This is a genomic window from Devosia epidermidihirudinis (assembly GCF_000971295.1).
GTDB classification, from domain to species: domain Bacteria; phylum Pseudomonadota; class Alphaproteobacteria; order Rhizobiales; family Devosiaceae; genus Devosia; species Devosia epidermidihirudinis.
In genome coordinates this window covers 391,704-417,980 of sequence record NZ_LANJ01000016.1, presented here as the reverse complement: position 1 = coordinate 417,980, position 26,277 = coordinate 391,704, and the positions used below count along the sequence as shown (strand labels likewise).

At 55.9% G+C, this 26,277-nt stretch carries 25 protein-coding genes and 2 pseudogenes; 16 read left to right on the top strand and 11 right to left on the bottom strand.

Going from position 1 to position 26,277, the window contains the following annotated elements; translation table 11 throughout:
* Positions 1 to 3: 3 nt before the first annotated feature.
* Positions 4 to 1,212, bottom strand: coding sequence for a CynX/NimT family MFS transporter (locus WH87_RS10335; protein WP_046139228.1), 1,209 nt, complete (start codon positions 1,210 to 1,212; stop codon positions 4 to 6).
* 99 nt (positions 1,213 to 1,311) lie between these two features.
* Here WH87_RS10335 and WH87_RS10330 point away from each other — a divergent pair, with 99 nt between their 5' ends.
* Both WH87_RS10330 and WH87_RS10325 read left to right on the top strand, forming a co-directional pair.
* Positions 1,312 to 2,109 carry an AraC family transcriptional regulator gene (locus WH87_RS10330; protein WP_046139229.1) on the top strand — a complete coding sequence of 266 codons (798 nt, stop codon included), beginning with the start codon at positions 1,312 to 1,314 and terminating at the stop codon, positions 2,107 to 2,109.
* Between the two features lie 651 nt (positions 2,110 to 2,760).
* Positions 2,761 to 3,966, top strand: a complete 1,206-nt coding sequence (locus WH87_RS10325) for a sugar transferase (protein ID WP_156458192.1) — start codon at positions 2,761 to 2,763, stop codon at positions 3,964 to 3,966.
* 142 nt (positions 3,967 to 4,108) lie between these two features.
* Here WH87_RS10325 and WH87_RS20415 read toward each other — a convergent pair.
* From WH87_RS20415 to WH87_RS10310, 4 genes and pseudogenes are all read right to left on the bottom strand, one after another.
* Positions 4,109 to 4,391, bottom strand: a pseudogene (locus WH87_RS20415) (transposase); the annotation flags it as partial.
* Between the two features lie 200 nt (positions 4,392 to 4,591).
* A complete protein-coding gene (locus WH87_RS10320; protein WP_082092617.1) occupies positions 4,592 to 5,719 on the bottom strand; it encodes a polysaccharide pyruvyl transferase family protein in 1,128 nt (375 codons plus the stop codon).
* A 17-nt stretch (positions 5,720 to 5,736) separates the two neighbouring features.
* Positions 5,737 to 6,681 (bottom strand): glycosyltransferase family 2 protein, encoded by a 945-nt coding sequence (locus WH87_RS19365; RefSeq protein ID WP_082092616.1) that lies wholly within the window; start codon positions 6,679 to 6,681, stop codon positions 5,737 to 5,739.
* Positions 6,654 to 7,682 (bottom strand): glycosyltransferase, encoded by a 1,029-nt coding sequence (locus tag WH87_RS10310; RefSeq protein WP_052726440.1) that lies wholly within the window; start codon positions 7,680 to 7,682, stop codon positions 6,654 to 6,656. Before WH87_RS10310 ends, WH87_RS19365 begins: the two co-directional genes overlap by 28 nt.
* 121 nt (positions 7,683 to 7,803) lie before the next feature.
* Here WH87_RS10310 and WH87_RS20040 point away from each other — a divergent pair.
* The 6 genes and pseudogenes from WH87_RS20040 to WH87_RS10280 form a co-directional block, all read left to right on the top strand.
* Positions 7,804 to 8,096: pseudogene (locus WH87_RS20040) on the top strand (integrase core domain-containing protein); the annotation flags it as partial.
* A gap of 305 nt (positions 8,097 to 8,401) precedes the next feature.
* On the top strand, positions 8,402 to 9,553 hold the full coding sequence (gene glf, locus WH87_RS10300) for a UDP-galactopyranose mutase (protein WP_052726441.1): 1,152 nt from the start codon (positions 8,402 to 8,404) through the stop codon (positions 9,551 to 9,553).
* Positions 9,553 to 10,446, top strand: coding sequence for a glycosyltransferase (locus WH87_RS10295; RefSeq protein WP_046139231.1), 894 nt, complete (start codon positions 9,553 to 9,555; stop codon positions 10,444 to 10,446). Before glf ends, WH87_RS10295 begins: the two co-directional genes overlap by 1 nt.
* 3 nt (positions 10,447 to 10,449) lie before the next feature.
* Positions 10,450 to 11,472: a glycosyltransferase gene (locus WH87_RS10290; RefSeq protein ID WP_046139232.1), complete on the top strand. Its 1,023-nt coding sequence runs from the start codon at positions 10,450 to 10,452 to the stop codon at positions 11,470 to 11,472.
* Positions 11,411 to 12,301 (top strand): ABC transporter permease, encoded by an 891-nt coding sequence (locus tag WH87_RS10285; RefSeq protein ID WP_245622372.1) that lies wholly within the window; start codon positions 11,411 to 11,413, stop codon positions 12,299 to 12,301. The genes WH87_RS10290 and WH87_RS10285 overlap by 62 nt, the downstream gene beginning before the upstream one ends.
* Before the next feature lie 8 nt (positions 12,302 to 12,309).
* Entirely contained in the window at positions 12,310 to 13,053 is a 744-nt protein-coding gene (locus WH87_RS10280; RefSeq protein WP_046139233.1) for an ABC transporter ATP-binding protein, read from the top strand.
* 146 nt (positions 13,054 to 13,199) lie between these two features.
* Here WH87_RS10280 and WH87_RS20410 read toward each other — a convergent pair whose 3' ends face one another.
* Entirely contained in the window at positions 13,200 to 13,487 is a 288-nt protein-coding gene (locus tag WH87_RS20410) for a sugar phosphate nucleotidyltransferase (protein WP_052726443.1), read from the bottom strand.
* A gap of 158 nt (positions 13,488 to 13,645) precedes the next feature.
* Between WH87_RS20410 and WH87_RS20405 the strand changes: the two genes are divergently transcribed.
* From WH87_RS20405 to WH87_RS10265, 3 genes are all read left to right on the top strand, one after another.
* Positions 13,646 to 13,846: a hypothetical protein gene (locus WH87_RS20405; protein ID WP_197410772.1), complete on the top strand. Its 201-nt coding sequence runs from the start codon at positions 13,646 to 13,648 to the stop codon at positions 13,844 to 13,846.
* A gap of 652 nt (positions 13,847 to 14,498) precedes the next feature.
* Positions 14,499 to 15,917 carry a tyrosine-type recombinase/integrase gene (locus tag WH87_RS10270; protein ID WP_245622371.1) on the top strand — a complete coding sequence of 473 codons (1,419 nt, stop codon included), beginning with the start codon at positions 14,499 to 14,501 and terminating at the stop codon, positions 15,915 to 15,917.
* Positions 15,918 to 16,143: 226 nt separating this feature from the next.
* Positions 16,144 to 17,808, top strand: coding sequence for a hypothetical protein (locus tag WH87_RS10265; RefSeq protein ID WP_046139234.1), 1,665 nt, complete (start codon positions 16,144 to 16,146; stop codon positions 17,806 to 17,808).
* Positions 17,809 to 18,383: 575 nt separating this feature from the next.
* Here the strand turns inward: WH87_RS10265 and WH87_RS19020 are convergent.
* Positions 18,384 to 19,883: an alpha/beta hydrolase gene (locus tag WH87_RS19020; RefSeq protein WP_052726444.1), complete on the bottom strand. Its 1,500-nt coding sequence runs from the start codon at positions 19,881 to 19,883 to the stop codon at positions 18,384 to 18,386.
* A 403-nt stretch (positions 19,884 to 20,286) separates the two neighbouring features.
* On the opposite strand from WH87_RS19020, the gene WH87_RS10255 reads away from it, so the two are divergent.
* Positions 20,287 to 20,976, top strand: coding sequence for a HEPN domain-containing protein (locus tag WH87_RS10255; protein ID WP_046173244.1), 690 nt, complete (start codon positions 20,287 to 20,289; stop codon positions 20,974 to 20,976).
* Positions 20,977 to 21,019: 43 nt separating this feature from the next.
* Here the strand turns inward: WH87_RS10255 and WH87_RS10250 are convergent, their stop codons facing one another.
* Genes WH87_RS10250 through WH87_RS19350 form a run of 3 tightly spaced genes read right to left on the bottom strand, consistent with a single transcriptional unit; the run spans position 21,020 to position 22,806 of the window.
* The gene (locus tag WH87_RS10250) at positions 21,020 to 21,967 is read right to left on the bottom strand and encodes an ImmA/IrrE family metallo-endopeptidase (protein WP_046139236.1); all 948 of its coding nucleotides are present in this window, start codon (positions 21,965 to 21,967) and stop codon (positions 21,020 to 21,022) included.
* 11 nt (positions 21,968 to 21,978) lie between these two features.
* Positions 21,979 to 22,464, bottom strand: a complete 486-nt coding sequence (locus WH87_RS10245) for a helix-turn-helix domain-containing protein (protein WP_046139237.1) — start codon at positions 22,462 to 22,464, stop codon at positions 21,979 to 21,981.
* A gap of 9 nt (positions 22,465 to 22,473) precedes the next feature.
* Positions 22,474 to 22,806, bottom strand: a complete 333-nt coding sequence (locus tag WH87_RS19350; RefSeq protein ID WP_082092613.1) for a hypothetical protein — start codon at positions 22,804 to 22,806, stop codon at positions 22,474 to 22,476.
* A gap of 90 nt (positions 22,807 to 22,896) precedes the next feature.
* Between WH87_RS19350 and WH87_RS19620 the strand changes: the two genes are divergently transcribed.
* Entirely contained in the window at positions 22,897 to 23,043 is a 147-nt protein-coding gene (locus WH87_RS19620) for a hypothetical protein (protein WP_156458191.1), read from the top strand.
* A gap of 43 nt (positions 23,044 to 23,086) precedes the next feature.
* Here the strand turns inward: WH87_RS19620 and WH87_RS10235 are convergent, their stop codons facing one another.
* Positions 23,087 to 23,293: a transcriptional regulator gene (locus WH87_RS10235; protein ID WP_046139239.1), complete on the bottom strand. Its 207-nt coding sequence runs from the start codon at positions 23,291 to 23,293 to the stop codon at positions 23,087 to 23,089.
* A 157-nt stretch (positions 23,294 to 23,450) separates the two neighbouring features.
* On the opposite strand from WH87_RS10235, the gene WH87_RS10230 reads away from it, so the two are divergent.
* The 3 genes from WH87_RS10230 to WH87_RS20400 are packed head-to-tail and all read left to right on the top strand — an operon-like array spanning position 23,451 to position 26,076.
* Positions 23,451 to 24,317 (top strand): multiubiquitin domain-containing protein, encoded by an 867-nt coding sequence (locus WH87_RS10230; protein WP_046139240.1) that lies wholly within the window; start codon positions 23,451 to 23,453, stop codon positions 24,315 to 24,317.
* Entirely contained in the window at positions 24,314 to 25,723 is a 1,410-nt protein-coding gene (locus WH87_RS10225; protein ID WP_046139241.1) for a ThiF family adenylyltransferase, read from the top strand. The genes WH87_RS10230 and WH87_RS10225 overlap by 4 nt, the downstream gene beginning before the upstream one ends.
* Positions 25,723 to 26,076, top strand: coding sequence for a DUF6527 family protein (locus WH87_RS20400; RefSeq protein ID WP_407060033.1), 354 nt, complete (start codon positions 25,723 to 25,725; stop codon positions 26,074 to 26,076). The genes WH87_RS10225 and WH87_RS20400 overlap by 1 nt, the downstream gene beginning before the upstream one ends.
* Positions 26,077 to 26,277: the final 201 nt, after the last annotated feature.

Sequence of the window (26,277 nt, the reverse complement as noted above, 5' to 3'; positions counted from 1 at the left end):
CTGTCAGTGATTAAGGCGAGGTTGTTTGGTTGGCCGATGCGTATCGATATGGATGGCCCGGCCGGCACCCAGTCCGACACCAGCCAGTACGACGCACATTGCCATGCATACCATGAGAACGGTGGACCAATCATTGGTGGCATCGTGTAACAAGCCGACGAGCACCGGCCCCGTTGCCGACATCAGATAGCCAATGGACTGTGTCATACCTGAAAGGCTGGCAGTCTGCTGCGCCGAGCTGGTCCGCAACCCGATGAACGCAAGCGCGACGATGAAGGCGCCACCAATCCCGAAGCCAAACAGCGACACCCAGACGATAGCGATCAAAGGGAACAGCTTGAGACCGATCAGCGACACCAGCCCGGCAAGGGCAAGGCCCACCGCAAGACCGCGTTGATCGCGCGCCCTCTGTACGATGGGCACGATCAGCAACCCCGGCAAGGCCGAGGCCAATTGCATGGTGCCATGCAGGGAGCCAGCTTCGCCCTGCGTGTATCCAAGGTCAACAAGGATCGAGGGCAGCCAGGCGGCGACAGCGTAATAGACAAAGGAGTTGATGCCAAAAAACAGCGTCACCTGCCACGCCAGAGGCGAACGCCATATGGGCCCGCCATGTGGCGGCGCGGCCGTGTCAGCGCTCGGGCGAGAGTGACGACGCAACTGCGGGAGCCAGATTAGTGCGCTCACGATCGGCAGCACCAGAAACGCCCCCAGCGATACCTGCCAGTTGAACGCATAGAGTAATGGCACGACCATGGCCGAGCCCACGGCCGATACCACGCCCATGGTGACCGAATAGATGGCCGTCAGCTTGGTGATCTGGCTTGGAAAGTCCCGTTTGATCAGGCTCGGCAACAAAGTGTTCCCGATTGCGATCCCCCCGCCAAGGACTGCGGTTCCGACGAACAGCGCCCATGACGGACCAGTCGAGCGCAGCGCGATGCCGCCGGCCATGACGATGAGCGCCGCGAACAATGCGCGCTCAAGGCCATATTCGCGCGCCAGCAGGCCCGCAAAGGGCGAGACAATGCAGAAGGTCAGCAAAGGCAGGGTAATCAGGAACCCGGCCTCGCTGGAGCCCATGCCGAAGGTATCCCGGATCGTGTCGAGCAGAGGACTGATGGCGGTGAAGGGGCCACGAAGATTGGTGGCAAAAACCAAAATACCGGCAATGATCCATGCGGGGTGCAGGCGGCGGTGAGAGGCAGACATGAAGAGGCGTCCTGTGGCTTGAATGGCCTCAGGTTTACCACTGGCTACGGCCCCCGAATTTAGATACTATGACATTATCTTTCTAAATCCGGTCAATCCATGCAATCCCTCCACACCTGTCTGGCGACCTTTGATGTCGATGCGGTGCAGCGCGACGCAATCGCGCTTGGTATCTCGGTGAGCGATCAGGAGCTGGAGTTGCCAATGCATCGGCACCGCAAGGCGCAACTCGTCGTCGCCCTGCAGGGCGGGGTGATGTGTCGCGCGGAAGGCGGGCTATGGATGGTGCCCGCCGGTAGCGGCGTCTGGATTCCCGGCGATGTGCTGCATAGTAATCACGTCACCGCCAATGGGCGGATCAGCCTGCTGTTCGTCGACCCCGACGTACCTGGGCTGCCGACGAAATGCTGTACCCTGTCGCTGAGCACGATGGTTGTCGAAATAATCAACCACATGGCCGATCAGACCGAGCGCGAACATGTGCCGGACGCGCACTCGGATCAGCTCGCTCGGGTTGTGCTCGAAGAGCTGCGCCGCGCCGAGATCGCTGCGCTCCACATGCCGATACCGGACAACCCGGCGCTGACCAAAATCGCCAACGCGCTGATCGAGTTTCCGGGCGACAGGAGCACCTTGACCCAATGGGCCAGCCGCGTCGCCATGAGCGAACGCACCCTCAGCAGGCTAGTGGTCAGCGAAACGGCCATGAGCTTTGGGCGCTGGCGCCAACAGCTTCACATCATCCTGGCGCTGCAGCAGCTATCGGCCGGCGTCACGGTCCAGGGCGTATCGGACACCCTCGGCTACGAATCCGTCAGCGCCTTCATCACCATGTTCAAACACGCCCTCGGAAAGCCTCCGGCCCGTTACATTGCCGAGAAGAGAAGATCCGAGTGAGGATGTCGACCGACCAGCCAAGTCCCCATGGGCTTGATGCCTCACTGGCACCTTTTTGGGGACCTTGTGCAGGCACTCTCAGGTAACGTGCATGAACCGGTCATTTTTTGGCGCACGCGACATGATTCGAACGTGTGGCCTCTGCCTTCGGAGCACAAAAGCGTTATTTACCACTTGGCTTATCTTCGTAACTAATTGAAAGGCATTGCTTGTTCTAACATAATGCAAGACGCTTTTGTCTGTTTTGGTACGGCTTTTCGTCCCAAAACGTGACCTCTGCCTTTCCAGCAACGGCCTTCGCCATTAGACAAGTCAAGATGTAGAGTTGCGCTGGACGTAAAAAATCATGAGGGGCACAACACGATCGTAACTGCCTTCGCCCCAAGCTCGCATGTATCCAAGACGACAGTCAGATTGAGGATTAAGCTATGCGCATCACCACCTTCAATCGTCGCCGTCACCAAGCCGATGACGTCAAAATTGGGGTTGAGCAATCCCGCTGAATATGCGTCTTCGCTTTCTTAGGCTTTTAGTGGTTTGAGGATGGCTTAATTGGTTCGGGCGCGCGGAGATTTAGCTCAACACGGCAACACCTTAAGCCATCTTGTCGCCCAGGGGGCCTCTATACGCAGGGATCACACCGCAAGCGCGATGAAGTTCATGCTGCCGCCGCTGACCGTTGCGTGGATGCTACAGGCGGCAGTTTACGCCCTTATCATCTTCCGCGCGGGCCGAAACGACTGGCCGAACGTAGCAGCGGTCCTTCTTTCTCTGCTCGTCCTCCTCCTGGCAGCCGCGCTTGTCCTGACAATGCTAAAGCGCCAAGAATCTCCGCTCAGCACGGCGAGTGTCGTCGGGGTGGTGGCCTTCGTGTTCGGTGTTGCTGGGCTCTCCGCACTCAGAATCCCAATAAGCTACGTAGCATTGTCTGCCTGTGCGCCGATGTTCTGCGCAGGACTGGCTGTGTCCAATTACCTGTTGCAGCGGGCCAACTGCCACCGAGTCGGCTTGCTAGAATTTGAGGATGCCGCCGAGATTGTCCAGCAATTCCCTTTTTCGTTGCCCTTGATCTCATTTGAAACTCCATGTCTTCGCGCGTTCGACAAGGTTCTGATCGACACAGCCGCCCACCAATCGCCAGAATATTCTGCCGCAGTGACCCGTTTATACATGTCAGGCTTCGAGGTGGTGCCGTGGTCTTACCACCTCGAACGTGTCACAGGCAGGGCAAAAATTGAAGAGTTTGATGTGTCCGATTTGGTGTTTCGACCTGACCAAATTTATTATGCGTTCGTCAAGAGAACCATCGATATTGCCAGTGTCATCGTGCTGCTACCCATAGCTATTCCAGTTGCGACGATAATTTGGACGTACATTAGGCTTCTGGACGGCGGGCCGTCCCTCTTCATTCAGGAACGCCGAGGCTTCGCCGGTAGCAGCTTCCGGATGTACAAATTTCGAACCATGCGAAAGGGCACTGAGGCCGGCGCTACGCAGGCAGATGATGGCAGAATTCTGCCAGGCTGCAAGATCCTCCGTCAGCTTAGGCTGGACGAGCTGCCACAACTGTTGAATATCCTCAAAGGTGAAATGAGCTGGATTGGACCGCGGCCGGTATCGCTTGAAATCGCGGAGGCGCTGGAACAACGCCTGCCGCAATATGTCAACCGCCAACTGGTCCCGCCCGGCCTCAGCGGCTGGGCCCAGGTAAAGCTAGGGTATACCTCGGATCTCGACCAGGAGGTGACCAAGCTGTCGTTCGACCTCTACTACATCAAACACATGTCGTTTGACCTGGACCTGCTGATCCTGATCAAGACTGCCCGCACCGTTCTCTGGCGTATAGGAGCGCTTTGAAATGCGCGTGCTGCACGTGTTTAGGACTCACACCCCCGACAACTCACAGGCGTCGACTACTTAATTTAGCGAATTGCTGAGGGATGCGCCGACCTGGGCATTGCTCACTCCGTGCACCAGGAAGGCATGAGCCATATGCATCCCGCTTTGCGTCGGACGTCACCATTTTTGCTGCTACATCCTTGAGGATGGCACTACCCAGCATCGCCTCGCCAGGAACTCCTTGAGCCGGGTGCTCTCGTTTGCTCCAGGGTCATCAGCCGCCGTGCGCCCGACATTTCCAGACCGCCATACTTGGCCTTCCACTTGTAGAAGGTCGATCTTCTGACGCCGTACTTGCGACACAGGTCCGCCGTCCCCAGCCCGGACTCCTGCTCCTACAATATCGCAATAATCTGTTCTTCGTTGAACCTGCTGCGCTTCATGCGTCCGACCTCTGATCCAGGGGCACAGGTCAGAAATACAGACAGCTTAGGGCCAAACAATAACCAAAGGACCCTCCGTAAATTGGAGCGGACTTGGGGCTCAGGTCAGTGCCTACAAAGACGCGTAGCTATTCGCGTTGAGCGACCAGGTCAATCCATAAAAAATACCACACAAAAAACCTTCGTCAGCACGTGAATGTTTATGTTCCCGACCCATAGAGCAAACGAAATTCCCTGTTCTTTTGATCCATAAGGGTCATTCGGTTAATACTCGGTATGGCACCAACGTTTGGGTGACGCCCCCACTTGCTACCAATAGACGTAACTTCAGAGTGTTTTACAGAATAGTATTGGTCTGCACTAACGAAAGATCCTGTACTCCCGAGCCAAGACCAAACATAATGAAAATGATATCGGCTACCCACTGCGCGATTGCCTACACCCCAAAACTGCTGATCCCAATTCTCGTTTATTATAGCATCCAACACGGTTTCAATAGATATGAATTCTACATCTGCGAAACTTGATGTTGCAATCTTTGCGAATGCGGTATCAACGCTCGGGTAAAGATCTAAGGCAAATATTTTTGAATTTTCCGCTGCAAATTGTTCGGCAATCCTCATGCTAAGCCGCGCATACTCGTCCGCTGAAAACTGGTCGAGCTGCACATTCAAAGCAACCCCATTTCCACCATGAGAGGGACCGGGCGGCAGGCAAAGTACAACGTCGTCGGGTTCAGAGACGGCTTTTACTCCGATTTGAGAAAGGGTTTGGAGGGATATCGTGTCTCTGACTGAAATGTAATCGAAAGCCTGAAACGATGAAGCGACATCAAACATGAGCGGAAAGTTGCTGACAAAAATTCCTGCACCAGTTGCGAATAACCGCGCACCTTTCTGTTTCGCAAGCCACTCCGCGACCATCGGTAAAAGGAGGTTGTCAGGCCAGCGGTCAGAAATATATCCGCCGCCCAAAAGGTGTACTGCTTCAAATTCTCCGCTTAGCGAGGTCATCGCCCATTTGATGTCGTCATACGCATTCGAATAATCACTATAAAGTAGAGGCTTCTGAGTCTTCATCCCATCATATACGCCGTGCCTGCCAGCGCGATGGGCTGCACGCCAGCAAAGATCGGTAACGACAATACCCTCTCCCCAACTGTAACGATGCAGCAGTATGCTGAAAAAAGCGGGGTTATGACAATCTATAACCAAACGGTCTCCGGGTCGCTCCTTTCGTAAGCGTTTGAGCCACGCCAGTGTAATGAGTTCGTCACCGAAGTTGGGGGAGCCAGCTGCGGAGATCAGGTATATAGTCTTCTGGTTCACACTCGCCGCCTAATCTACTATGGACGCTCGATCAACGTTTTATAGTTCCAGAAAAGTCCGCGGATTCCCTCCCGCAACAGAGCGCCAAGGATTCTGACATCCTTATTTGCCCGAAATGAGGCTAGGCTGTTTTTCAAAACATAGGAGGCAGCGATAAAAAAATCTAACTTCCTGCCAACTCGAGCTTCAAAGGCCGCCACATTTCTAATGTCGCACTTGTATTTCCAAAGATTATCGCGATTTACGTCAGAGTAAGTTGGGAGGCGATTCATCGGCGTATCATGTACGACGACGCTATCGTCCACGTAATAACAACTAAAATGGTAAGATAAGCGCCTAGTATATTCGGTGTCGTCTGCCCAGATGAAGAATTCCTTTATGGGCAGTCCAACCCGATCAATCCCTTCGCGGCTGACCATGCAGGAAACAAAAGAATTGGATACACAAGGCAGGCTTGACCTCATTTCTTTGAATGAACCGTTCCATGGCCACTTAGGGACTGGAATGTTCATCAAGCATACATTGCCATCTGTCCATTCCACTCGGCTGGACAAGAACCCGACCGTTTTTTCCCCTCCGATGTGGGCGACGAAGAAGGGACTCATAGTTAGGGCCTGAAGGCTTTCGGGCTTGGGCAACACATCATCATCCATGACCCACACCCAATCGGCACCTGATGCGTAGGCCTCACGCAAGCCAACGTTGAACCCACCTGCACCACCTCCATTGTGGTCAAGCAAGTGTAGTACTAGGCCGTAACGATCCGCATTGGCGCGCAGCCATTCTCTCGTACCGTCTGTCGAGTTGTTATCGACAACGTGAATATGCCTAACAGGCCAGCTTTGATCGCGAATGGCGTTTAGGCAATTTTGAAGCTTATAGAATCTGTTGTACGTTACAACAACAGCATCAACGTTCGGATCAGATCTAGACACTATCGAAATACCCGCTTCAAAAACCAATTCTTTCGAAGACGACCCAAAATTCGGTCTTTCAACTCAAAAGCCTCTCTGCCCTTCTGCTCGATGCCCCAAAGTTTACGCTCGGCATCCCACAGCTGAGCGCCTACCGTGACCAGCGACGCTATGCTTGCTTTTCCGTCAGAGAGCTCCGCCCGCAGCAGCCTATTGCGAACCAGCATGTCGTGACGCTGGTGGTCGAACTCTTTTTTTACGGAATTGATCGCGAATTCATCGTCAGAACTGTCGCGGATGTGGTAGTTCGCAAGATATTCGGGGATTTTTTCGATATCGCTGATGCGCAGCAAACGGAGGTAGAACTCCCAGTCCCCGCACACCTTGAGGCTTTCGTCATAGTAGCCAACTTCATCGTGCAAGGTTCGTTCGTACAAGAATGAAATGGGGACAAAGCGGTTTATACACACCATACGAGCCAGCGAAGGCATCCCGGTATCCCAAGGGCGAACCCAGCTGATATTGGTAGATTTATTTGTCACAGTTTCATGTATTTCGGTAATATTTACCGTCACCGATCGAGCTTCGGTGGATTCAAGGAACTGCGTGGTTTTTTCTAAGAACTCGCGTTCAAGTGTGTCATCATCATCGTGGATGAGAATGTATTTTGAGTGACTGGCCTGGATGCCCAAATTTGCCGCAGCCTCCATGCCTACACTGATCCCGTTGTGCAAAACTATAGCAGGCATACGCCTAGATCTGTAAAAATCCACTACAGCATCCACGTCTTGTTCTGATCCGCCATCATTAACAACAACCCAGACGAAATCCCGAAAAGACTGCGCCAGCAACTTTTCCGCGACGCGTTTTAGCAGAAATTCCCTACTCTTTGTTCTTGTAATAACTGCAACAGAATATTTCTGCTTTTCTTCTAATCTCATCGTGCTCATCTCAAGAGTGACTTCATCAAGTCTATTTTGTATGTCGGAATTCAGGGCGGCGTCGTCACTGATATTACGAAAAGTACCAATCGAGCATAAAAAATTCATGAAGCTGGTTTCTATTCACGTCATAATTCTCTGCGACCTGATTAGTTCTGTATAATTATGGCAGCGCCAGCAATGCACTGGAAATGCCATGCCTGTTGCAACGAACGCAAGCTCCTCGTTTGACGATGGCAGCGAGTTCGTGCCTCGCGATCTCGATCCGCCGACCTATAAGCAGGGCGTTGTCCAGGATTCATCCCGACCCGGGAAGCCCACGAACAATGCCTACATCGAATCTTTCAACGAAGGTTCCGGGCCGAGTGCATGAACCAGCACTGGTACCTGCCCCTTGACGATGCCCGGGCGAATGTGGAGGAATGGCGCAGGCAGTAAAACGAGCTCCGCCAACACAGCGCCATCGGCAACAAGCCGCCGATATCGCACATGAATGCCTCCGGCGCATCTGGTTCTTCGTGAGAGCACCCCCAGAAAATCCCCAGCCGTGTAGTCCAAAGTCGGGGAGCACGGCAATTTCCCAACTTGGCTACTGAACGCCCTTCTAGAGTACGCTAACGCGACTTTGAACTTCACGGGATGCTGCTTTTCTTTGCCTGTCTCCTGTGGCAAATGACTTGCGCCGACTTGAACGGAGTTGTTCCGCGACGGTGGCGAGCGCCATGGGCGAGAATCCGGCGTTTTGCCGAACCAGGGCCTTGCGGCAGAGAGCTCTTCCACAAAGGCTCCGGTCCGCAGGAACCGAGATAGTTTATGAAGGTGACACAGTGGATTTCTCCCAGTTTGATCTTGTGATCGTTGGCGCCGGCTTTTTCGGGGCAACCATTGCCGAACGCGCGGCCAAGACCCTCGGCAAAAAGGTTCTGATTATTGATCGGCGAGACCATATCGGCGGCAATGCTTATAGCGAGAACGACAAGGAAACCGGCATTGAAGTGCACAGATATGGTGCCCATCTTTTCCATACGCCCAACAAGCTGGTCTGGGACTATCTCGCCAATTTCACCACCTTCACGTCCTACCAGCACAGAGTGTTCGCGTCCCATCGCAATAGCGTCTATTCCATGCCGATCAACCTGGGCACGATATGCCAGTTTTTCGGCCGCCAGTTTACACCGGACGAGGCGCGCGCACTTGTCGCCTCCCAGGCGCAGGAACTGGGTGGAAAGGAGCCGGACAATCTGGAAGAGAAGGCGATCTCGCTGATTGGCCGGCCCCTTTATGATGCCTTCATTCGCGGTTACACGGCAAAGCAATGGCAGACCGATCCCACGGCGCTTCCGGCCTCGATCATCACTCGCCTGCCCGTGCGCTACAATTTCAACAACCGGTATTTCAGCGACGCCTATGAAGGACTGCCGACTGATGGGTACACGGCAATTTTCGATAAGATGCTCGAGCATCGCAATATTGAAGTTTCGCTGGGCATAGACTATTTTGCGGTGAAGAACGCCATTCCGGCCGACAAGCTCGTCGTATTCACCGGGCCCATCGACCGTTATTTCGACTACCGTGCGGGTGAGTTGAACTGGCGCACGATTGACTTCGAAAAAGAGGTGCTGCCGGTCGGCGATTTCCAGGGCACGGCGGTGATGAACTATTCGGACGAAGCTGTCCCTTATACGCGCATCCTCGAATTCCGGCATTTCAACCCAGAACGCCAGTATCCGGACGACAAGACGGTGATCGTGCGAGAATACTCGCGCTTCGCCGGCCGCGACGACGAGCCGTATTATCCGATCGACACCTCGGACGACAAGAAAACCTATCAGGCTTATAAAAAACTTGCAGAAGCAGAGACCAATGTCATCTTCGGCGGTCGTCTGGGAACCTATCGTTATCTCGACATGCACCAAGCGATCGCGGCAGCGATCAAGACATTCGAGACCGACATTACGCCGCGTCTTTCGCAAAGCTGATGACGCTGCCCGCATCACCTTATGGCACCGTTGCGGTCGCAGTTCTGACAAATCGCTGGTCCGGCGATGTCGAGCGGCTGCTTGCAGCACTGTCGCAGCAATCCGTGGCGTCGCACACCTATCTGGTGTGCGCGCAGACGGCACCGCCTAGCGCGCTGGGTGCCTCGGTGACGCATGTGCCTTCGGCGATTAATCTTGGCGGGGCGGGCGGCTTTGCCTATGCCGTGCTGTCTGCGATTTCCAGCGGCGCAGATTGGATATGGATGATGGACGACGATGCCTGTCCCTCAGACGAGCTGTGCCTCGAAACGCTGCTGCGCCAGGCAGTTGAGCGGAAACTGGATGTGGTTTCCCCGGTCATCGTAGCGCCGGACGATCCGCGACGCCTCTCCTTTCCGTTCCAGATCGGCGGCAAGCTCGAATATGATCTTGATGTCGTTCGCTCGGTCGGCTTCATCCCGAATGTCGGGCAGTTCTTCAACGGTGCACTCATCCGTCGGGAGGTTTTTTTTAAGATTGGTCTGCCCGACATGCGGCTGTTTATCCGCGGCGATGAAGTGGATTTCATGCTCAAGCTGCGTGCGACGAAATTGCCCTTCGGCACCACGACGGCAGCGCTTGTGAGCCATCCTCCTGGTTGGGGGGAAGTTGTCGACATCGTCCCTGGCCGGGTCGCGGTACTTGTTCCACAAACCGATTTCAAACGTTATTACTTCTTCCGCAACCGTGGCTACCTGGCACGACGTCATCGACGTTTGAAAAGCCTGCTTATGGATTTGATCTGCTACCCCATCGCGCTCCTCATCAAAAGGCGCGATCCCGCGGCGTTCCGACTGTGGTGGAAGGCCTATAGCGACGGGCTGCGCTACAAATTCGACGCAACGCCGCGCTGAACCATGTCCGAGCCCATTCATCCTGCAGCGCGAACTGCGATCGTAATCGTCACCCACAGGCGGCCCGCTCTGCTTGCCGATCTTCTGGCAAGTGTGGAAGCAATGACTGCCGTACCCCAGGACGTCATCGTGGTCGACAATGCCAGCAATGACGGCAGCGAGGACATCGTCCGCAATGCAGCCGACAGAATTGCCAATCTCACCTACGTGCAACTGCCCGAAAATACCGGCGGGTCGGGCGGCTTCATGGTCGGGATGCAGGCCGCGCTCGAGCTTGGCGCGGAATGGGTTTGGATGATGGACGACGACGTTATGGTATATCCCGATGCCCTGATCGATTTGATGCATTACACTGATCGCTACGAAACGATCATAGGCCGACGCCACAATGCGGATGGCAGCACCTATTTCTTCCAGAATTTCTTTGTCGAGTCGCTGGGCATACACCTTCCACGCCCAGGCAATATCTTTGAAAGAAGCGATGTCTGGGAAACCAATCTGTCGACCTTCGAGGGCCTGTTCATTTCTGCGAAGCGCGTTGCCGAGATAGGCCTGCCCGATCCGCGCTTCTTCATCACTTGGGATGATGTCGTCTATGGCTGGCTGGCATCCCAACGCGGGCCCGTGGCGTGCGTTGACAAATTTGTAATGCAGAGGGTGCGGCGGCAACGCCAGATCAGCCTGGGCATTCGGCATCTGAGCGATTCTTCCGATCTGTCACGCCGCTACGTCATGCGAAACCGCGGCCATGTCGCGCGCTACCTTCGGCAAGACAACCGATACAGCCCTATCCTGTTCGCGATGGGCACCGGACTTACTCTGGCCAAGGAATTGGTGCGCCTCCTGTTGGTCGAACGCTCCCTGAAAGGCTGGTCTGCCCTGCGGCAGGGCATGGAAGAAGCCAGGACCATCATGCAAGACCCGGCCTGGAAGCCCATGCCGCCGTTACATGTCGCAGCGAGCGATGCGACAGCCTCATCGGCGGATGAAAAAACGGCGGGCAACCGCAGACCGCGTCATCAATAGGATCGCTTTTACCTCGAGGAAGCCGATGAATATGTTAAGCGCTTTTCGGGTGTCACAGGCCGACATTTCCGAAACGTATCATTCCAGGTACATCCCACTGGTTTTCGGGTGGCAGGACGTGGCGCAACGCTACCGCCGCTCCAAAGTTGGCGCATTCTGGCTAACGATCAATATGGGCGTCATGATCGGGGCGCTCGGCGCCATTTTCGGCACCCTGTTTCAGCTTGACATCATCAACTTTTTGCCCTTTGTCGCCAGCGGCCTGATCTTCTGGACCTTTATCAGCACCATGATCGCCGAAGGCTGCATTGCGTTCAGTGCTTCCGAAGGGATTATCCTACAGGTCCGACTGCCGCTCTTCGTGCATATCGTACGCGTCTGGTGGCGAAACTGCATCATCCTCGCGCATAATCTGGTGATCTACCCCATCCTTCTGATCGTGCTGTGGACCGCACCGAGCTTCAACCTACTTTGGGCCATACCCGGATTTATCCTATTGTCGGCAAACCTGCTCTGGATGGCGCTTCTACTGGCAACGCTATGCGCCCGGTTCCGCGATATGCCTCAGGTCATCGCCAATGTGCTGCAGATTTCATTTTATGCAACGCCGATCATGTGGACTCCGCAGAGCCTTTCGGACGGCATCGTCCAGCAGATCCTGCTGATGAACCCCTTTTTTCATCTGCTCTCGCTGGTTCGCCTGCCCCTGCTCGGTGAAGCACCCGCGCCCGAACAATGGCTTATCGGCACTTTGATATGTGCAGTGGGCTGGTCCGTCACGCTGGTGTTTTTCGGTCGCTACCGCTGGCGCGTTCCGTATTGGCTTTGAGGAAAGACATGTCCCATATCGAGCTTGAAAATGCCTCGGTCTCCTTCCCGGTTTACAATGCGTCGAGCCGGTCGCTGAAAAACCGCGTCTTGGGCCTTTCCACGGGCGGCATCATCAATAAGCAGGACGATGGCCTGCTTGTGGTGCGTGGCCTGAGCAATGTGACCCTCAAGATCGCGCATGGCGAACGCATCGGTCTCGTCGGCCATAATGGCGCCGGCAAGACAACAATGCTTCGCTTGCTGTCGGGAATCTACAAGCCGACGGAGGGCCATTCCCATATTGAGGGCCAATGCGTTTCCCTGATCAATATTTCCCTCGGCATCGATCCCGAGGCGACGGGATGGGAAAATATCCGCTTGCGCGCAGCCATGATGGGCATGAGCAAGTCGGATTTGGACCGCCAGATCGACGCAGTCGCCGAGTTCACCGGCCTTGGCGATTTCCTCAACATGCCGCTGCGTACCTATTCAACTGGCATGCAGCTCAGGCTCGCCTTTTCGATCTCGACCGCAATTCGGCCGGAAATTCTCATCATGGATGAATGGCTGTCGACGGGCGATGAGGACTTCAAGAAAAAGGCGGATCGTCGGCTAAAGGAAATCGTTGATTCAACGCATATCCTCATACTAGCCAGCCACTCCCGCGAGCTTCTGCAGAAAAACTGCACAAGAATTGTCTGGCTTGATCACGGCACCATTCGCGCCGACGGACCAATGGAGCATATTCTTCCAGAATACTTCGGGAGCTAAAGCGCTGCCGTATCCGAAGGCATTGCCGCCCAATGTGGTAAGTTAGACTAGACCGTCACGACGGGTGCTAAGGCCCAACTTGTGGAGCTCTCCAAGGAATCCAGGACGGATATCGCCGAGATCAGGCGCGAACACCACATTGGCGGTCAGGAAGCCGAGCTTGGAGGCGCAGTCGAACACCTTGCCCTCATATTGACGCCGGTGAATTTCTGTTGGCACATCAGCGTCTGCATCGCGTCGGTCAACTGGATTTCGCCACCGGCGCCACGCGGCTGCTGGGCGAGCAGCGAGAAGATCTCCGCCTGCAGGATATGGCGGCCCGAGATGAAAAGATTGGACGGCGCTTCGTAGCGCTTGGGCTTTTCGACCATACCATTGATGGCAAAGCCCCGATCCGGACCATCGCCACGCCCGACGACGCCATAGGACGGCACGTCCTCCCAGGCACATTCCTCAACGCCGATGCCATTGCCAGCGGTTCGTAAGCATCCATTATCTACTTGAGGACACCGGGCTTGGCGCGGAAAACCATGTCGGGCAAAAGCAACGCGAACGGCTGGTCGCCAACAATATCGCGCGCACACCAGACCGCATGGCCAAGGCCAAGCGGCTCCTGCTGGCGGGTAAAACTCGTGCGGCCCGCCGATGGCAGGTCCCTGCGCAATTCGTCGAGCGCGGCAATCTTGCCGCGAACTTCGAGTGTCGCCTCGAGCTCGAACTGGCGGTCGAAATGGTCCTCGATTACGCCCTTGTTGCGGCCCGGTCACCAAGACGAAGTGCCTCCCTATGCTGAGTAAAGGCGAATGGGGCTATTCGGGCGAGTGTAAGATTTGCCCACTTCTCACGAAGGAACACCTCAATACGTTTTGTTTCACTGGCTGCGCCTCGCTTGTGTGGAGTGACCTCATCCTCGTAGCGAGTGAGAAGGTCAGCGACGGTGGTTCTCGCAAGCCGAGCTGGATCGTAAGCGAGTACAAGCCGATCGAGTTCCAGTTCGGTCTGCCTGACCCAACGTGGTGCATCGGCACGGTTGTGGAAGCTTTTAGCGCGAGGACTGTGACCGGTGCGGCGAACCTGTGCCTGCCACTTGTCGTATCGTTTGCGGATCGATGCCATGTGGCAGATGCCTTTCGATGTGACCAGTTTGTGACCGGCTTGCGAAAAGCGTATTCAACGCGAACATTCGGCAGCTCTAAGCCCTGTATAGACAGGGTAATTGTTGGCGCACCCGACACGATTCGAACGTGTGGCCTCTGCCTTCGGAGAAGGGATAGTCGGTTCCGCCGAAAACTATCCGTTTCTATCCGAGTGCGCGCTATGCCACTGAAATCACAAAATAAAATTGAAATCTACTAAGGCCGACGGTACGACGGAGCGGTTCAAACCCCTCCGCGTAGTGCTTACGCATTGCTTACGCGAGAATTCTGCCGAGCAAACCTGCACGAATGACGAAGCTGACTAAACGAACCGTAGATGCCACTGAAATCAAGTCCTCGGACTATGTCATGTGGGACGAGGAATTGCCTGGTTTCGGACTGCGCGTCTTCCGTTCAGGGAAGCGAAGCTATGTTGTGCAGTATCGGGCTGCCGGCCGTTCGCGTCGCGTTACGATCGGACTTCACGGAGTCTGGACTCCTGAAGAAGCCAGGCGCGAGGCAAAGGTTCTGCTCGGTCAAGTCGCACGGGGCGGCAACCCCGCAGAGGAGCGCAAGCTCGATCGCGAGGCGATCACGGTCAAGGAACTTTGCGCTCTCTACCTCGAAGATCTGAGGAACGGACTGGTGCTTGGGAAGCGAGGCAGGCCGAAGAAGGCCACGACGATCTCCACCGATATCGGACGCATCGAGCGTCACATCGTTCCCCTGCTCGGCAGCCGGCGCGTTAGAGATTTAGCCGAGTCCGACATCGCGCAGGCGATGAAGGACATCATGGCAGGCAAGACACGTGCGAACATCAAGACGGACAAGCTGCGTGGTCGTGCGATCGTACGCGGCGGAGCTGGTACCGCAGCTCGGACAATCGGTCTCTTCGGCGGCATTCTGACCTACGCGGTTGAACTCGGCATTGTCGAGCAGAACCCCGTTCATGGCGTTCGCAAGCCGAAAGACCAGGTTAACGCCCGCCGCCTTAGCGAGCAGGAGTATCGAACGCTCGGCGATATTCTGCGGAAGGCGGTTGAGGACGGGCAGTACGAAACCACCGCTGAAATCATCCGATTGATCGCCCTGACGGGCTGCCGACGCAGCGAAACCATCGGTCTGCGCTGTGGCGAAGTCGACATCGAGGGCAGTTGCCTGCGCTTGGCCGATAGCAAGGAAGGAGCGTCGGTGCGTCCGATCGGCCTACCGGTCCTGGAATATCTTGAGGGTCGTCGCGACGAGAAACACCGTGCTGAAGACTATGTCTTTCCCGGCTGGGAGGATGACACGCCGTTCGGTAGCTTCCCCCGACACTGGACGAAGATACTCCAGAACACTGACCTGGCTGGCATCACCCCTCATGTTCTGCGACACAGCTTTGCTAGTATTGCCAATAATCTCGGCTTCACCGAAGCGACAATCGCCGCACTGGTTGGGCATTCGCGAGGTACGATCACCAGCCGGTACATCCACACCGTTGACACCGCGCTCATCATGGCGGCCGACAGCATCGCTGGCTACATCCAAGGTCTGCTGGACGGCGTCGCGTTTACCCACACCGCCTACGCGCTCGATAGGGATTCCAGAAAATCAGCGCTCGCCCATTTCCTTGGGCAGACGGACAACGCCACAGTGGGTCCGAGAAGGAGGCATAGGACGGAAACCGGGCACAGGTCGGAGGTGGCAATCTCCCGACATTTGGCGTCAAGTACGGATGCAAGCTAGGCAGTGCAATGCCTCAACTCGACCGATTGCAAATTGCGAGCCAACGTTCGCGTCTCACAGAATGCGAGCAAGAAGCATCATTTGACCATCTCCAAATCATGGCGTGACACGGCCGTACCACAGGCTCGAGCGGCAAGGCCTTTCACATGAGCGTCATGCAAGTGCGACACGAAACTGACTGATCAATGGGACATCGGCACGGTAAGCTGGGTCAGTTGGAGCAGTCATGAGCGACCTTTCAAGTATTACCTCCCGTATCGAACGCGTCACGCCGGAGATTGCCAAGCGCCTGCTTGAACGGGTGGTCAGCAGCGGCAAGCTTGATCAAGCGTCGGTTCAGGCGTTTGAAAGTGATATGCGCGACGGACGGTGGACTCTAAATGGGGCGCCCATCGTGCTGTCGCCTGACGGACAAGTTCTAGACGGCCGCACTCGTCTCAACGCATGCATCCGATCTGGCGCGTCCTTCGATACACTAATCGTGCAGGGGGTAGATATTGCTGCCTTCGAAACGATCGACTCCGTTCGCAAGCGGACCCTCGCGGACGTTCTGTCGATGCGGAAGGAGAACCACGGTCGGGCGCTCGGCGCAGCGCTCAAAATACTCTGGACCTACGGTGCAGGAGGTACACCGGGTGCCGGAAAGGCACCTACTCCAACTACGCTTTTGGGTGTGTTGGAGGAGCACCCGGGGGTCCGTGACAGTATCAGGCCGGCACTGCGCGCCATGCCGCTTTTGCCGCATGGTTGTGGTATCGCGCTTCACTACTTAGCCAGTGCGGTTGACCCAATCCGAGCAGGCCAGTTCCTAGCGCAGATACAAGACCCCATAACCGAGGCAACTGACGATCCCGTCGGGCAACTCAGGGAAGTATTGATGGCGACTCGCGGTCAGGGTGGCGCCAGGAAACAAACCTATGTGCTTGCTGTCGCGATTAAGGCATGGAACGCCTTTGCAGCTGGCAAAGCTATCAAAATGCTGCGCTTTGCGCCTGAACGCGAAAGCTTTCCACGCGTTGCGGGTGAACTGGATTGGGGACCTTTGAGCCGCGTAGTTGCGCCTCGGCAGCCCCAGGCCAAACCTATGGCCAGCGATCAGATCAACGTGCGTGTCCTTATGATCGATCCCGCCTTGGCAGATACTCTTCTCACTGATCGTGGACCGAACAGGACGGTATCCGCCGTCGTAATTGCCAAATACGCGCGAGACATCGAGGCGGGTCGATGGCGGCTGAACGGCCAGACAATCAAGATCAGCGCTAGTGGGCGTTTGCTAGATGGCCAGCACCGCTTGGAGGCAGCCAAAAAGGCAAAGAAGGCCTTTCCGGCAATCATCGTCGAGGGACTGCCTGATGGAGTCATCAGCTCGCTCGACATCGGACGCAGGCGAGCAATGAGCGATGTGCTCCGCGAACGCGGCGAGGCTAACACAATTATCCTAGCTTCCGCGCTGCGCTGGCTTTGGATGATCCGAACCGGCGTGGTCTTGGCTGCAAATTCGTCCCCATCCACGGGCGAGTTGCTTGAACTGCTCGATGCGACGCCGCAGATCAGAAGCAGCCTTAAAAATGTAGCAGCGATCCGGGAAATTATGGGAAGCGGTATTGCTGCAGCCCTGCACTGTACCTTTGCTGAAAAAGACGCAGAGCGTGCCGATGCTTTTTTTGCCCGCTTGATTGACGGTGTGAATTTGGCGGAACACAGCCCCGTTCGTCATTTGCGCGAACGCTTGATCAGAACACGTGCTTCGCATCGCGTGCGACTCGCTGAGGCGGAGCGCGTGGCCATCAGTATTAAGGCTTGGAACGCGTTTCGAACTGACCGTCCGCTGCAGCTGCTTCTGTGGCGCAATCGCGGCACGGCCCGAGAAGCGCTACCCACACCGGTGTAGGATCAGTCTCTTGGAAAAGAAGTCCGAAGACATGCATATTCGCATGGAGCCAGACCTGCACGATTTCATATGCGATGTCGCTGATCAGGTTGAACTACCCCCCTCGACTGCAGCACGCGTTATGCTTCGGGATTGGCAGCGGTTAGGGCCGAGGGGGGCCGCCGAAGTGATCCAGCAGCTCAGACGGAATGGCGAAACGTCGTCAGGTCACGAGTGCTCGCTAGTCGCTTTGAGACAAGTCTCAATGCGAACAGGTAGGCCCCGTGGCGGTGATAACGCCGGCGCCTTGACCGCCCCGACATGTCGCGCCCCGTAGGCCCGAATATAGACGATCCATAGCGTCTCAGGCTCCGCTTCGCGCAATGGCGATAGTTCCATACCGCATATTATGCGAATCCAAGTAGCGGCTTCCTGGGTGGCGGCGGCTGTGCGCCCCCTCCCGGTCATTTTGGCGACTTGGGAAGTATCCCAATAACTGCCATTCGGTCCGGTCTCCTCGTGGCACCTGCGGGGTGGAAAGCGGGCGGGCAGCTTTGAATTGTCAACGGAGCTACCTCCACACATGGTTGTACCCATTACTCATTCAGTTTCCAATGTGCGTTAGGTCCTGGATCAGACCGCCTTATGGAAAACCTCTTATCTGGAGCCGCCGAATGAATCAGAATCTGAAACATGTCTGCGAGGATAGATTTCGTCTCTGCCACATATCCATGACCAAGATTGAGAAGGTCAGTCTTTTGAACTTCTACGGTGTCAATTTCATTGAAGAGAAAAACAGGGGGCAAAAGACCGACTCTCGCATATTTGTGCAGCCAGCCTGAGGCTGCCAATGCAACATCGGCACCACAGACGTAGGACGTGGTTCTTCCAGAGTTCAGTACGATGTGCAGACCTGCATGTTGCATGACCCCTTGATCCACGTCTGCAGCAGCCATGATTATGTGATTGATCCGCCCGAGCAATTCCGGCGTTTTCGTGCCTATCAACTCGAGCGCTCCGACCAGACATCGACATCCCATGCTATGAGCGATGATGTTGATCGGCACGCCGCCGGTATTTTCGAAATATTGTAAGAGATACTCCATGAGCATGTACTTACTTGCTTCGGTCGCCGCTTCGTCTGCAGCATAGTCCTTGGTCTGACCTTGGGAAGGCCAACTGAACAGGCTAATTCCTCGCTTCAATCCTAGATCGAAGCCAATCTGGGCAGCCCAAAGCACTGACGACAAAAACGAACTGTTGTACCCGTGGATTAGGATGGTGGGAGGCGACGAGCCCGACTCGGTTCCGAAGTTCTCATTGACGATCTGCCAGTGCAATTCGCCGTTGAGGGGGATGACTTTTCGGATTTTTAAGCGGTCATCGCCCACGAATAGGCGCTTAAAGAATGAGGAGCCAACCGATCCAACCTCATGCGAGCGTGGTACAAATACCTGACAGGAACCATAGGACAGATTCTTACTTCGCTCGGCGCTGAACGAGAGCCCGCTACCGTTACCGACCTGTTTTCGATTGGTTGCGAAGAGCACCTGATAAGTCGGCTCTTTTACACGCATCGCCCCGGCGATATCGCTCGGGTCAGACGCCCGCTTGAGATCTCGAAGGTTATCCGTTGTCCACTTATCTTCTGGTAGTTCCCAGTGTGGAAGTGCTCGTTGGTCAGCTTTGTTACGATCAGACGGTCGGTCCTCAAGATCTGAGCCAACAAGAACCGCCCCCTCCAAGTCGACCTGGAAAAGAACCGCACCTCCGGCTCGAACGTTTGACAGATTGGCCCCCCGAAACGTGGCCGCAACAAAGATACCTTGCGTCAGGTTTGCCCCAGAAAGGTCGGCACCATCAAACTTCGATTTACTGAAATCCAGCCCACTTAGGTCGGCGCCATGCAAGTCAGCGCCAGTGAAATCAAACCGCCGAAACTCGGGCCCTCGACCTTTTTTGCCGTTGTCACGCCCTGGTAGGACTTCCTTGAAATCCAACCCCGACAAATCCGGAGAAAAGCTCACTAGCCTTCGACGATCATTCCACGACCTGTAGCCATCTTTAACCCACGCGACATGCTCGGCCTTAGCCATTGCCCCCCCCTGACTGAAATCCAACCCCACACCTAGCAGTCAGCCTAAGACAACCATCCCCACATTGGTCCGTCAAACCTCTTGAAGAACCTCGTGATCCTTGCGTGCAGGGGCAGGCATCGGTCTCAATTGCGCTTGCCGTTGCCGATCCGTGACGAATTAAGCGGTGAAATTGCCGGTCTGCTTTTGGGACTTCTACACTGACCGCAAAGGGGGGCGTTTGCTACCGGCAAAAAGCGCCCTCATTTCGGTCATTTGAGCCGGGCCGCCGGATTCCCGAAAGCAGACATGGATACCGGGCTTACCGGGCACCAGAAAGGGGTGGGGTTGCCGCTCGCCTTTCCACCGGGAGACACGGGCAGTATGGTGATCTCCGCTACTGAGGGGCGCAGTGGGAGAAAACATGCGTAAGATGAATCCGGACGATGTCCGGTCGGATTTCGACACAAGCCTGGCAGAAGTCCAAGCTTTCTACGCCACAGTAAGAGCGGCACTGACGACCGACAAGGACCAAACCTTATTGGTGAGGAATACAATCCTTACCGCGGCGACCTTGTGGGAGAGCTTCATCAATGACCTCTTCATCGCCTACATCAACCGCGACACCTCGCAGTTTCAGATTCACTTGCGGAACGCTTTCGAAGCCGATCACACGGCGAAACAACAGCTGATTGCACAGCATTTTACGACCGTGACGCTTACGAAGCACATGACGGTGGACATGATCACCGAGCTGCTCGATAGCGATGGAAACAACGTTACCTTCTCGAGTTACGACGCGCTCAGAAAAGGTGCTGCTAAGTACTTGCCTGAAGCGCACAGAGCTGGGATCAACGGGCTCTCCGGGGCGAGGAAGCAGTGCATCAACCTATGGCTGTCCCTTCGGAACCACATCGCTCACGACTCAGATCGCAGTTACAACGCGATGAACCAGGCTATGGCGAGCGATGCGCTGATCAACACCGGGCTCCAGCGAGGCGTGCATAAGGTCACCCATGTAGGCTCATACCTAAAGTCTAGGCCGACGCCGAACGCAAAGCCGAGGATTGAACTCATCTTAGACGAGATGAAGCTTATTGCCGCGGCGCTGTGACTCGTTTCACCCACTACGACATGATGTTGGCGCACCTGCTGATCTACGCCCGAGCGGGCAGGTCAATGGAGCCGAGGCTAATGATCCTTGCTTGAGGTGACCGATATACGGCCAGCGTCAGGCAATCATATCCGTTGAAGAAAGACTCGAAGCCAAATCGGTGCGCGTCACCATTTCTATCGAGCAGAATGACCTCCGAGTGCCCAAGCGGCCCGGCCCTTTGCGGCCCACAATACCTGCCGAGTTCACCGGTCAGCAGCTCGAGGGTGGGCGTGGCGAACATCTGCTTGAATGCAGGCGACTCGATCATATGGCGCAAAAGCTGGCTACCGGCAGGATTGAGATCGTTCCGTTTCGGGTGCCCACCGATCAGCCCTAACATCGGGGTCTCCAAGTGGCTGGATTCTATGAACCGCCAGAACGTGGTGGTGAGAGTATTACCAAATACACCCTTTAGGCTTCGCACCCCGGAAAGCGAGATTGGAGCATCTTTTGCCAGAATGGGAAACCTGTCCTGCAGGAACAGCAATTGTCCGGCTGCATAGTTGGCTTCCGCCTCGATCTGGTCATGGCAGCCTTTGGACAGGGTCTGATCCTGGTCGCCAAGCATGAGGTCATCATGCCACGGTATCAGGCTGTGCCCAACTTCATGGGCCTCGTTCCAGCGCTGCTTTGCGTCTGGCTGCTCCCTGTCGAGCAGTATTCGGCGACGGTCAGGAATATACAATGCCCTGAGGTCGAAGCTCTTGATCGCATCCCTGAGGAGCGAAGGTCTTAACAAGACCTGCTTCCCAGCGACAGCGATACGACTGACCATTTCGCGCAGGAAGCTATCATCCGTGCTGGAATAATACCGGCGGTCAAGCTTGAGGAGTTCGCGCACATCGCTGAGGTGCAGTGGGGGCTCAGGATTGCCGAGCCCCCGCAAGACCTTTTGTACCTGACTGTCGATATCTAAAGCCGTCGGGCGGCTCAAAATGATGTTCCGCACGACGGCTGCCTCTAAAGTTTGGCCAAGTAGGCGACGAACTCTTCCAGAGCTCGTTTCTGCTCCGGGGAGAGCTTTTGATTCTGCTCTCCAGAGCGAGCAGCAAACCTGAGCGCGTGGCCATCCAGATTGCTGTCCTTGATGGTGGCATTTCCCGAAAGCTGCTGCAGCGCCTTGCTCGGAAGCCTGAACTTGCTCGCCAAGTTGTAGACCGTGCGTGGTTCTGGTCTGAAATGGGCGTCGCGTTCGATGCTAACGATCTCACTGAGGTCGACTCCGACTTCCTCAGCAAGGGTCTCTCGGGTCATGCCAGCCTCTCGCCGTTTCAATTCAACGAGTGAGCCAAATGCGATTCTCGAAGTGTCAGAATTGTCGGAAACTTCGACTGGGGATGCTGGTTCGGGGAGCGGATCATAGGCCAATGTACCAACGGCGATGTCACTGTCACCTTCCAGTTTTGATCTGCGCTCAAACCACTCCCTCGTGATAACGAGTTTCATGGTGTGTCCTTAGCTCGAGAATGCGTCAGCTTGTTCAGACGTCATCTCGAAATATGTGAGGTTCTGTTTTGACGAATCCGCCCCGAGTTCGGTCATGTTCAGCCTGCGGTAAAACGGCTCGGACTGGGGCAGAGAATGAAGGCCGATGCGACCATAAAAGCCCTCTTCGCGACTGATTTCGATTGCAGCTCGCATGAAGACGGTGCCGACACCCGAAAATTCTGGTTCAGAAACGATCGGACGACGGTTCCAAGGAGCAGTTTCAACATAGTCGATATAGACGAGGTGTTGTCCCGTCTGGTTCGGCCCGCGCGCCCGGTAACCTTCTGTCTTCACGATCATCAGACCCTGTAGGCGTCCGTTGCGAGTGATCGCGAAATTCCGATAGGCAAGAAGATTCCCTAGGGCAGACATCTTCTTAGGCCAGTCCCAATGCCAGCTTTGCGGCCAATCGCTGCGGGGAGCACCGCTGCTTATGAGACCCTGAATGTGTCGGGCGACAGCTGGCTGCCATGTCTCTTCGACCTGTTGCAGGTGGTCGGACGTTATGCCCTCGACCAGATGCGCGTCGACCGATGACCTGGTTCGCCGATCTGTCAAAAATACCGGGAAAGCGCTCAAACTATAGCACCATTAACTCGGCTTTTTCCTTCTTCGCTTCGTCTTCGAAGAAAAATTTTCCGCCTTGCTGAAGTCTGACATCCACCAGTTGGTACAGCTTTAGAGCTTGGCGCAGCACCGCTGTTTTGGACAGATCTTTGGTCTCTGAGAGCTGCTCAAGCGCCCTCATTTCCGCGTCTGTTAAGTTCAAAGTCATGGTTTTTTTCATATGGGCGTCCTCCTGTGGGCCAAAAAACCTATGCTTTTATGCACAAAAAGTCAACATTCTAATTCATTCTTTTTGGCTATTGCATAGCTATTTTTTAGCTATTATCTATAGGTCAGGCTTCGAGGGAAGTCTCTCATGAACCTGAAAGGGAACAGATATGAGCATCGACGATTTGACGACTACCGCAGCGGCGAAGCCTACGCGGTTCCATGTAACCATCGACGGGAAACCGCACGTTTTTGACGACCCCATCGTCAACGGCCTGCAGCTTCTGGAAGCTACCAGGCAGTTTCCGGCAGACGAATTTCTGGTGTTCCAGAAGCTCGTGAACGGCCAGCTCGAGGACATCCGCCTCGACGAGGCCGTTGACCTGCGGGAGCCTGGCCGGGAAGACTTCATCACCTTCCGCAGTGATGCATCCTTCAGGCTCACGGTCGACGGTCGCAAGTTCGACTGGGGGCGCCCGATCATTACCGGCCTCGAATTGAAGCGCCTGGCAGGTGTGGACCCGGCCTCGTACGGGGTCTGGCTCGCGCAGCGGGTCGGCGACGACAAGCTGATCCCCAACGAACAGTCGGTCGATCTCCGTGGTGAAGGCGTCGAGCGCTTTTTCACCGGGATCGACACCACCACCGAAGGCTCGGGGGGCGTTCTGCCCCCCGACGACGCGGCGTTCCTCAACGAGCACGGCGTGAACTTCGAGGAAGTCGATCAGGCAGGCAACAAGGCGGTCATCATTAAGAGCTACCCGCTGCCGGCGGGGCGGTTCGACACCAGCTCGGCCGACATTCTTGTCTTGCTGCCTCCCGGCTATCCTGACTGCGCTCCCGACATGTTTTTCCTTTCTCCCTGGGTGCGTCTGGCCGCCGACAAGAAATATCCACGGGCAGCCGACCAGCCCTTTTCCTTCGCTGGCGGAAATTGGCAGCGCTGGTCGCGGCATAACTCTGATTGGCGTCCTGGCGTCGACGGCATCTGGACCATGCTGCGCCGCATCGGGCGTGCCCTGGAGATCGCAGCATGACCAGAGCGGATTTGACATTGCAGGGCAGTCATCTTGACGCCCTGGCCTCCACTCTTTTGCGTGCGGACAGGATGGAACACGCTGCTTACGTGCTCTACGGCGTCTCGCACATCGGAAGCGACCCATTCACCCAAGAGCCTCGTATTCGTCTCATGGTCCGCGAAGTGATCCCAGTGACCGAGGACGAGATCACCTCATCCGGCTTCGACCACATCTCCTGGAAGACGGATAAGTTCGTAAAGCTGCTGGCGCGAGCCGAACGCGAGGGCGTTCAAGTTGGGATCGCGCATAGCCATCCAGGGGGCCCTACGCACTTTTCAGACCAGGATGACGCCAACGAGGCCGAGTTGGCGCGCTTGGCATTCAACCGCAACGGTACTGGCGCCCTGACAGCCAGTCTCCTATTTTGTGGTGACGGGTCCGTGCTCGGTCGCGTGTGGTCGTCCCCGGACACCTTCGACGATTTCACCACGATCTCGACGATCGGTCCCCGGTGGAAGCGGTTTTCCCGACGCGCTTCGGATGAGTTAGACCAAGCTTTCGACCGGCAGTCCCTGGCACTGGGTCAGGAATTTACCGCGATTATGCGGTCCCTGCGCTTTGGCGTCGTGGGCGGCGGGGGCACTGGCAGTCCTATTCTGCAGCAGCTCCCCCGAATGGGCGCAGGCTTCATTGGGGTATTCGACCCCGATACCGTTGAAGATACAAACCTGAATCGCCTTTATGGCGCCACCCGGGCTGACGCCGACGACCACCGGAAGAAAATCGAGGTCGCGCGCCGTGAAATTTCGGAAATGGCTCTGGGAACCCGATTGGAAACCTTCGACGGTTGGGTCGGTACCGAGCAATACCAAGATGCACTGAAGTCCATGGACGTGATCTTCGGCTGCACCGACGATCATGACGGCCGGGCCCTGCTCAATCGCCTCGCCTACTACTACCATATCCCGGTAATTGATCTCGGACTGGCCCTGAGGGTGGCTGAACAGGACACGGAACGTCGCCTCGAGGCCGAGGGTCGGGTCACTATTCTGGAGCCAGGTTCAGCGTGCTTGCTTTGCCGGCGTATCGTCAATCCCAGTATCGCGGCCGAGGAGGCTCTGCGGCGCAACGATCCCTCGGAATACGAACGCCGTAAGAAGGAGGCCTATGTTCGCGGTGAAGGCAATCCTGCGCCCGCGGTGATCTCGTTCACCACATCTGTCGCGACCATGGCAATTGAGGAGCTTATTCAGCGCCTTACTGGGTTTCGCGGCCCTGATGGATCGGTTTCTAACCGTGTGCGCAAATTCACCCGAATTGAAGATGTCCGACCCGGCGCCATGCTCCAACCTTGCCGCATCTGCGGACAATCTCACATCCATGGCCTGGGCGACACCAAGCCATTTTTGGGGAGGGTCGGCTGATGCTCAGGCTCACACTGCTGTGGATCCTTGAGGCGCTTCATCTCATCGCGCCAGCTCACCTTCGCACACAGAATTGCCGGGACATGCCGCCGCCGGACAAGTTGCTGAAGGATGTCGTTCACATCGTCGGCGATCCATCTGCACCAAAATGGGCAACCTTCCAGTGCCCATGTGGATGTGGCACGCCCCTCTTGCTATCGCTTGCCGCCAACCGCAGACCAAGCTGGTCGGTGTCGAGAAACTGGTCTCTTCGACCGACAATAAAGCCATCGGTCCGCAGAACCGACGGATGCCGAGCACATTTTTGGGTGCGGAATGGAATGGTGGACTGGTGCCCGGACAGCGGCAAGTAGGGGACTGTAAATCTTGCCTCGACGCAATCTATTCCCGGTTGCGCAAGTTTGGGTAATACTCAAACTCAATCGAGTCGGGGAAATCGATGCTAGCGGCGGTACCATCGGAAGCAGACAAACGCCTTGAACTATTCCGGCTGGCCCTGTTGCTCAGTTCGCGTGACAGCAGCGCTTTACCCCCTCGGCTCAGCGAGTATTTCG

Excerpts from the sequence above, each read along its gene's own strand:
- WH87_RS10335 (WP_046139228.1), bottom strand. The coding sequence starts at position 1,212 with ATGTCTGCCTCTCACCGCCGCCTGCACCCCGCATGGATCATTGCCGGT.
- WH87_RS10330 (WP_046139229.1), top strand. The coding sequence starts at position 1,312 with ATGCAATCCCTCCACACCTGTCTGGCGACCTTTGATGTCGATGCGGTG.
- WH87_RS10325 (WP_156458192.1), top strand. The coding sequence starts at position 2,761 with ATGAAGTTCATGCTGCCGCCGCTGACCGTTGCGTGGATGCTACAGGCG.
- WH87_RS10310 (WP_052726440.1), bottom strand. The coding sequence starts at position 7,682 with ATGAATTTTTTATGCTCGATTGGTACTTTTCGTAATATCAGTGACGAC.
- WH87_RS10295 (WP_046139231.1), top strand. The coding sequence starts at position 9,553 with ATGACGCTGCCCGCATCACCTTATGGCACCGTTGCGGTCGCAGTTCTG.
- WH87_RS10290 (WP_046139232.1), top strand. The coding sequence starts at position 10,450 with ATGTCCGAGCCCATTCATCCTGCAGCGCGAACTGCGATCGTAATCGTC.
- WH87_RS10285 (WP_245622372.1), top strand. The coding sequence starts at position 11,411 with ATGCGACAGCCTCATCGGCGGATGAAAAAACGGCGGGCAACCGCAGAC.
- WH87_RS10280 (WP_046139233.1), top strand. The coding sequence starts at position 12,310 with ATGTCCCATATCGAGCTTGAAAATGCCTCGGTCTCCTTCCCGGTTTAC.
- WH87_RS20405 (WP_197410772.1), top strand. The coding sequence starts at position 13,646 with ATGGCCAAGGCCAAGCGGCTCCTGCTGGCGGGTAAAACTCGTGCGGCC.
- WH87_RS10270 (WP_245622371.1), top strand. The coding sequence starts at position 14,499 with ATGACGAAGCTGACTAAACGAACCGTAGATGCCACTGAAATCAAGTCC.
- WH87_RS10265 (WP_046139234.1), top strand. The coding sequence starts at position 16,144 with ATGAGCGACCTTTCAAGTATTACCTCCCGTATCGAACGCGTCACGCCG.
- WH87_RS19020 (WP_052726444.1), bottom strand. The coding sequence starts at position 19,883 with ATGGCTAAGGCCGAGCATGTCGCGTGGGTTAAAGATGGCTACAGGTCG.
- WH87_RS10255 (WP_046173244.1), top strand. The coding sequence starts at position 20,287 with ATGCGTAAGATGAATCCGGACGATGTCCGGTCGGATTTCGACACAAGC.
- WH87_RS10245 (WP_046139237.1), bottom strand. The coding sequence starts at position 22,464 with ATGAAACTCGTTATCACGAGGGAGTGGTTTGAGCGCAGATCAAAACTG.
- WH87_RS19350 (WP_082092613.1), bottom strand. The coding sequence starts at position 22,806 with ATGATCGTGAAGACAGAAGGTTACCGGGCGCGCGGGCCGAACCAGACG.
- WH87_RS19620 (WP_156458191.1), top strand. The coding sequence starts at position 22,897 with ATGCCAGCTTTGCGGCCAATCGCTGCGGGGAGCACCGCTGCTTATGAG.
- WH87_RS10235 (WP_046139239.1), bottom strand. The coding sequence starts at position 23,293 with ATGAAAAAAACCATGACTTTGAACTTAACAGACGCGGAAATGAGGGCG.
- WH87_RS10230 (WP_046139240.1), top strand. The coding sequence starts at position 23,451 with ATGAGCATCGACGATTTGACGACTACCGCAGCGGCGAAGCCTACGCGG.
- WH87_RS10225 (WP_046139241.1), top strand. The coding sequence starts at position 24,314 with ATGACCAGAGCGGATTTGACATTGCAGGGCAGTCATCTTGACGCCCTG.
- WH87_RS20400 (WP_407060033.1), top strand. The coding sequence starts at position 25,723 with ATGCTCAGGCTCACACTGCTGTGGATCCTTGAGGCGCTTCATCTCATC.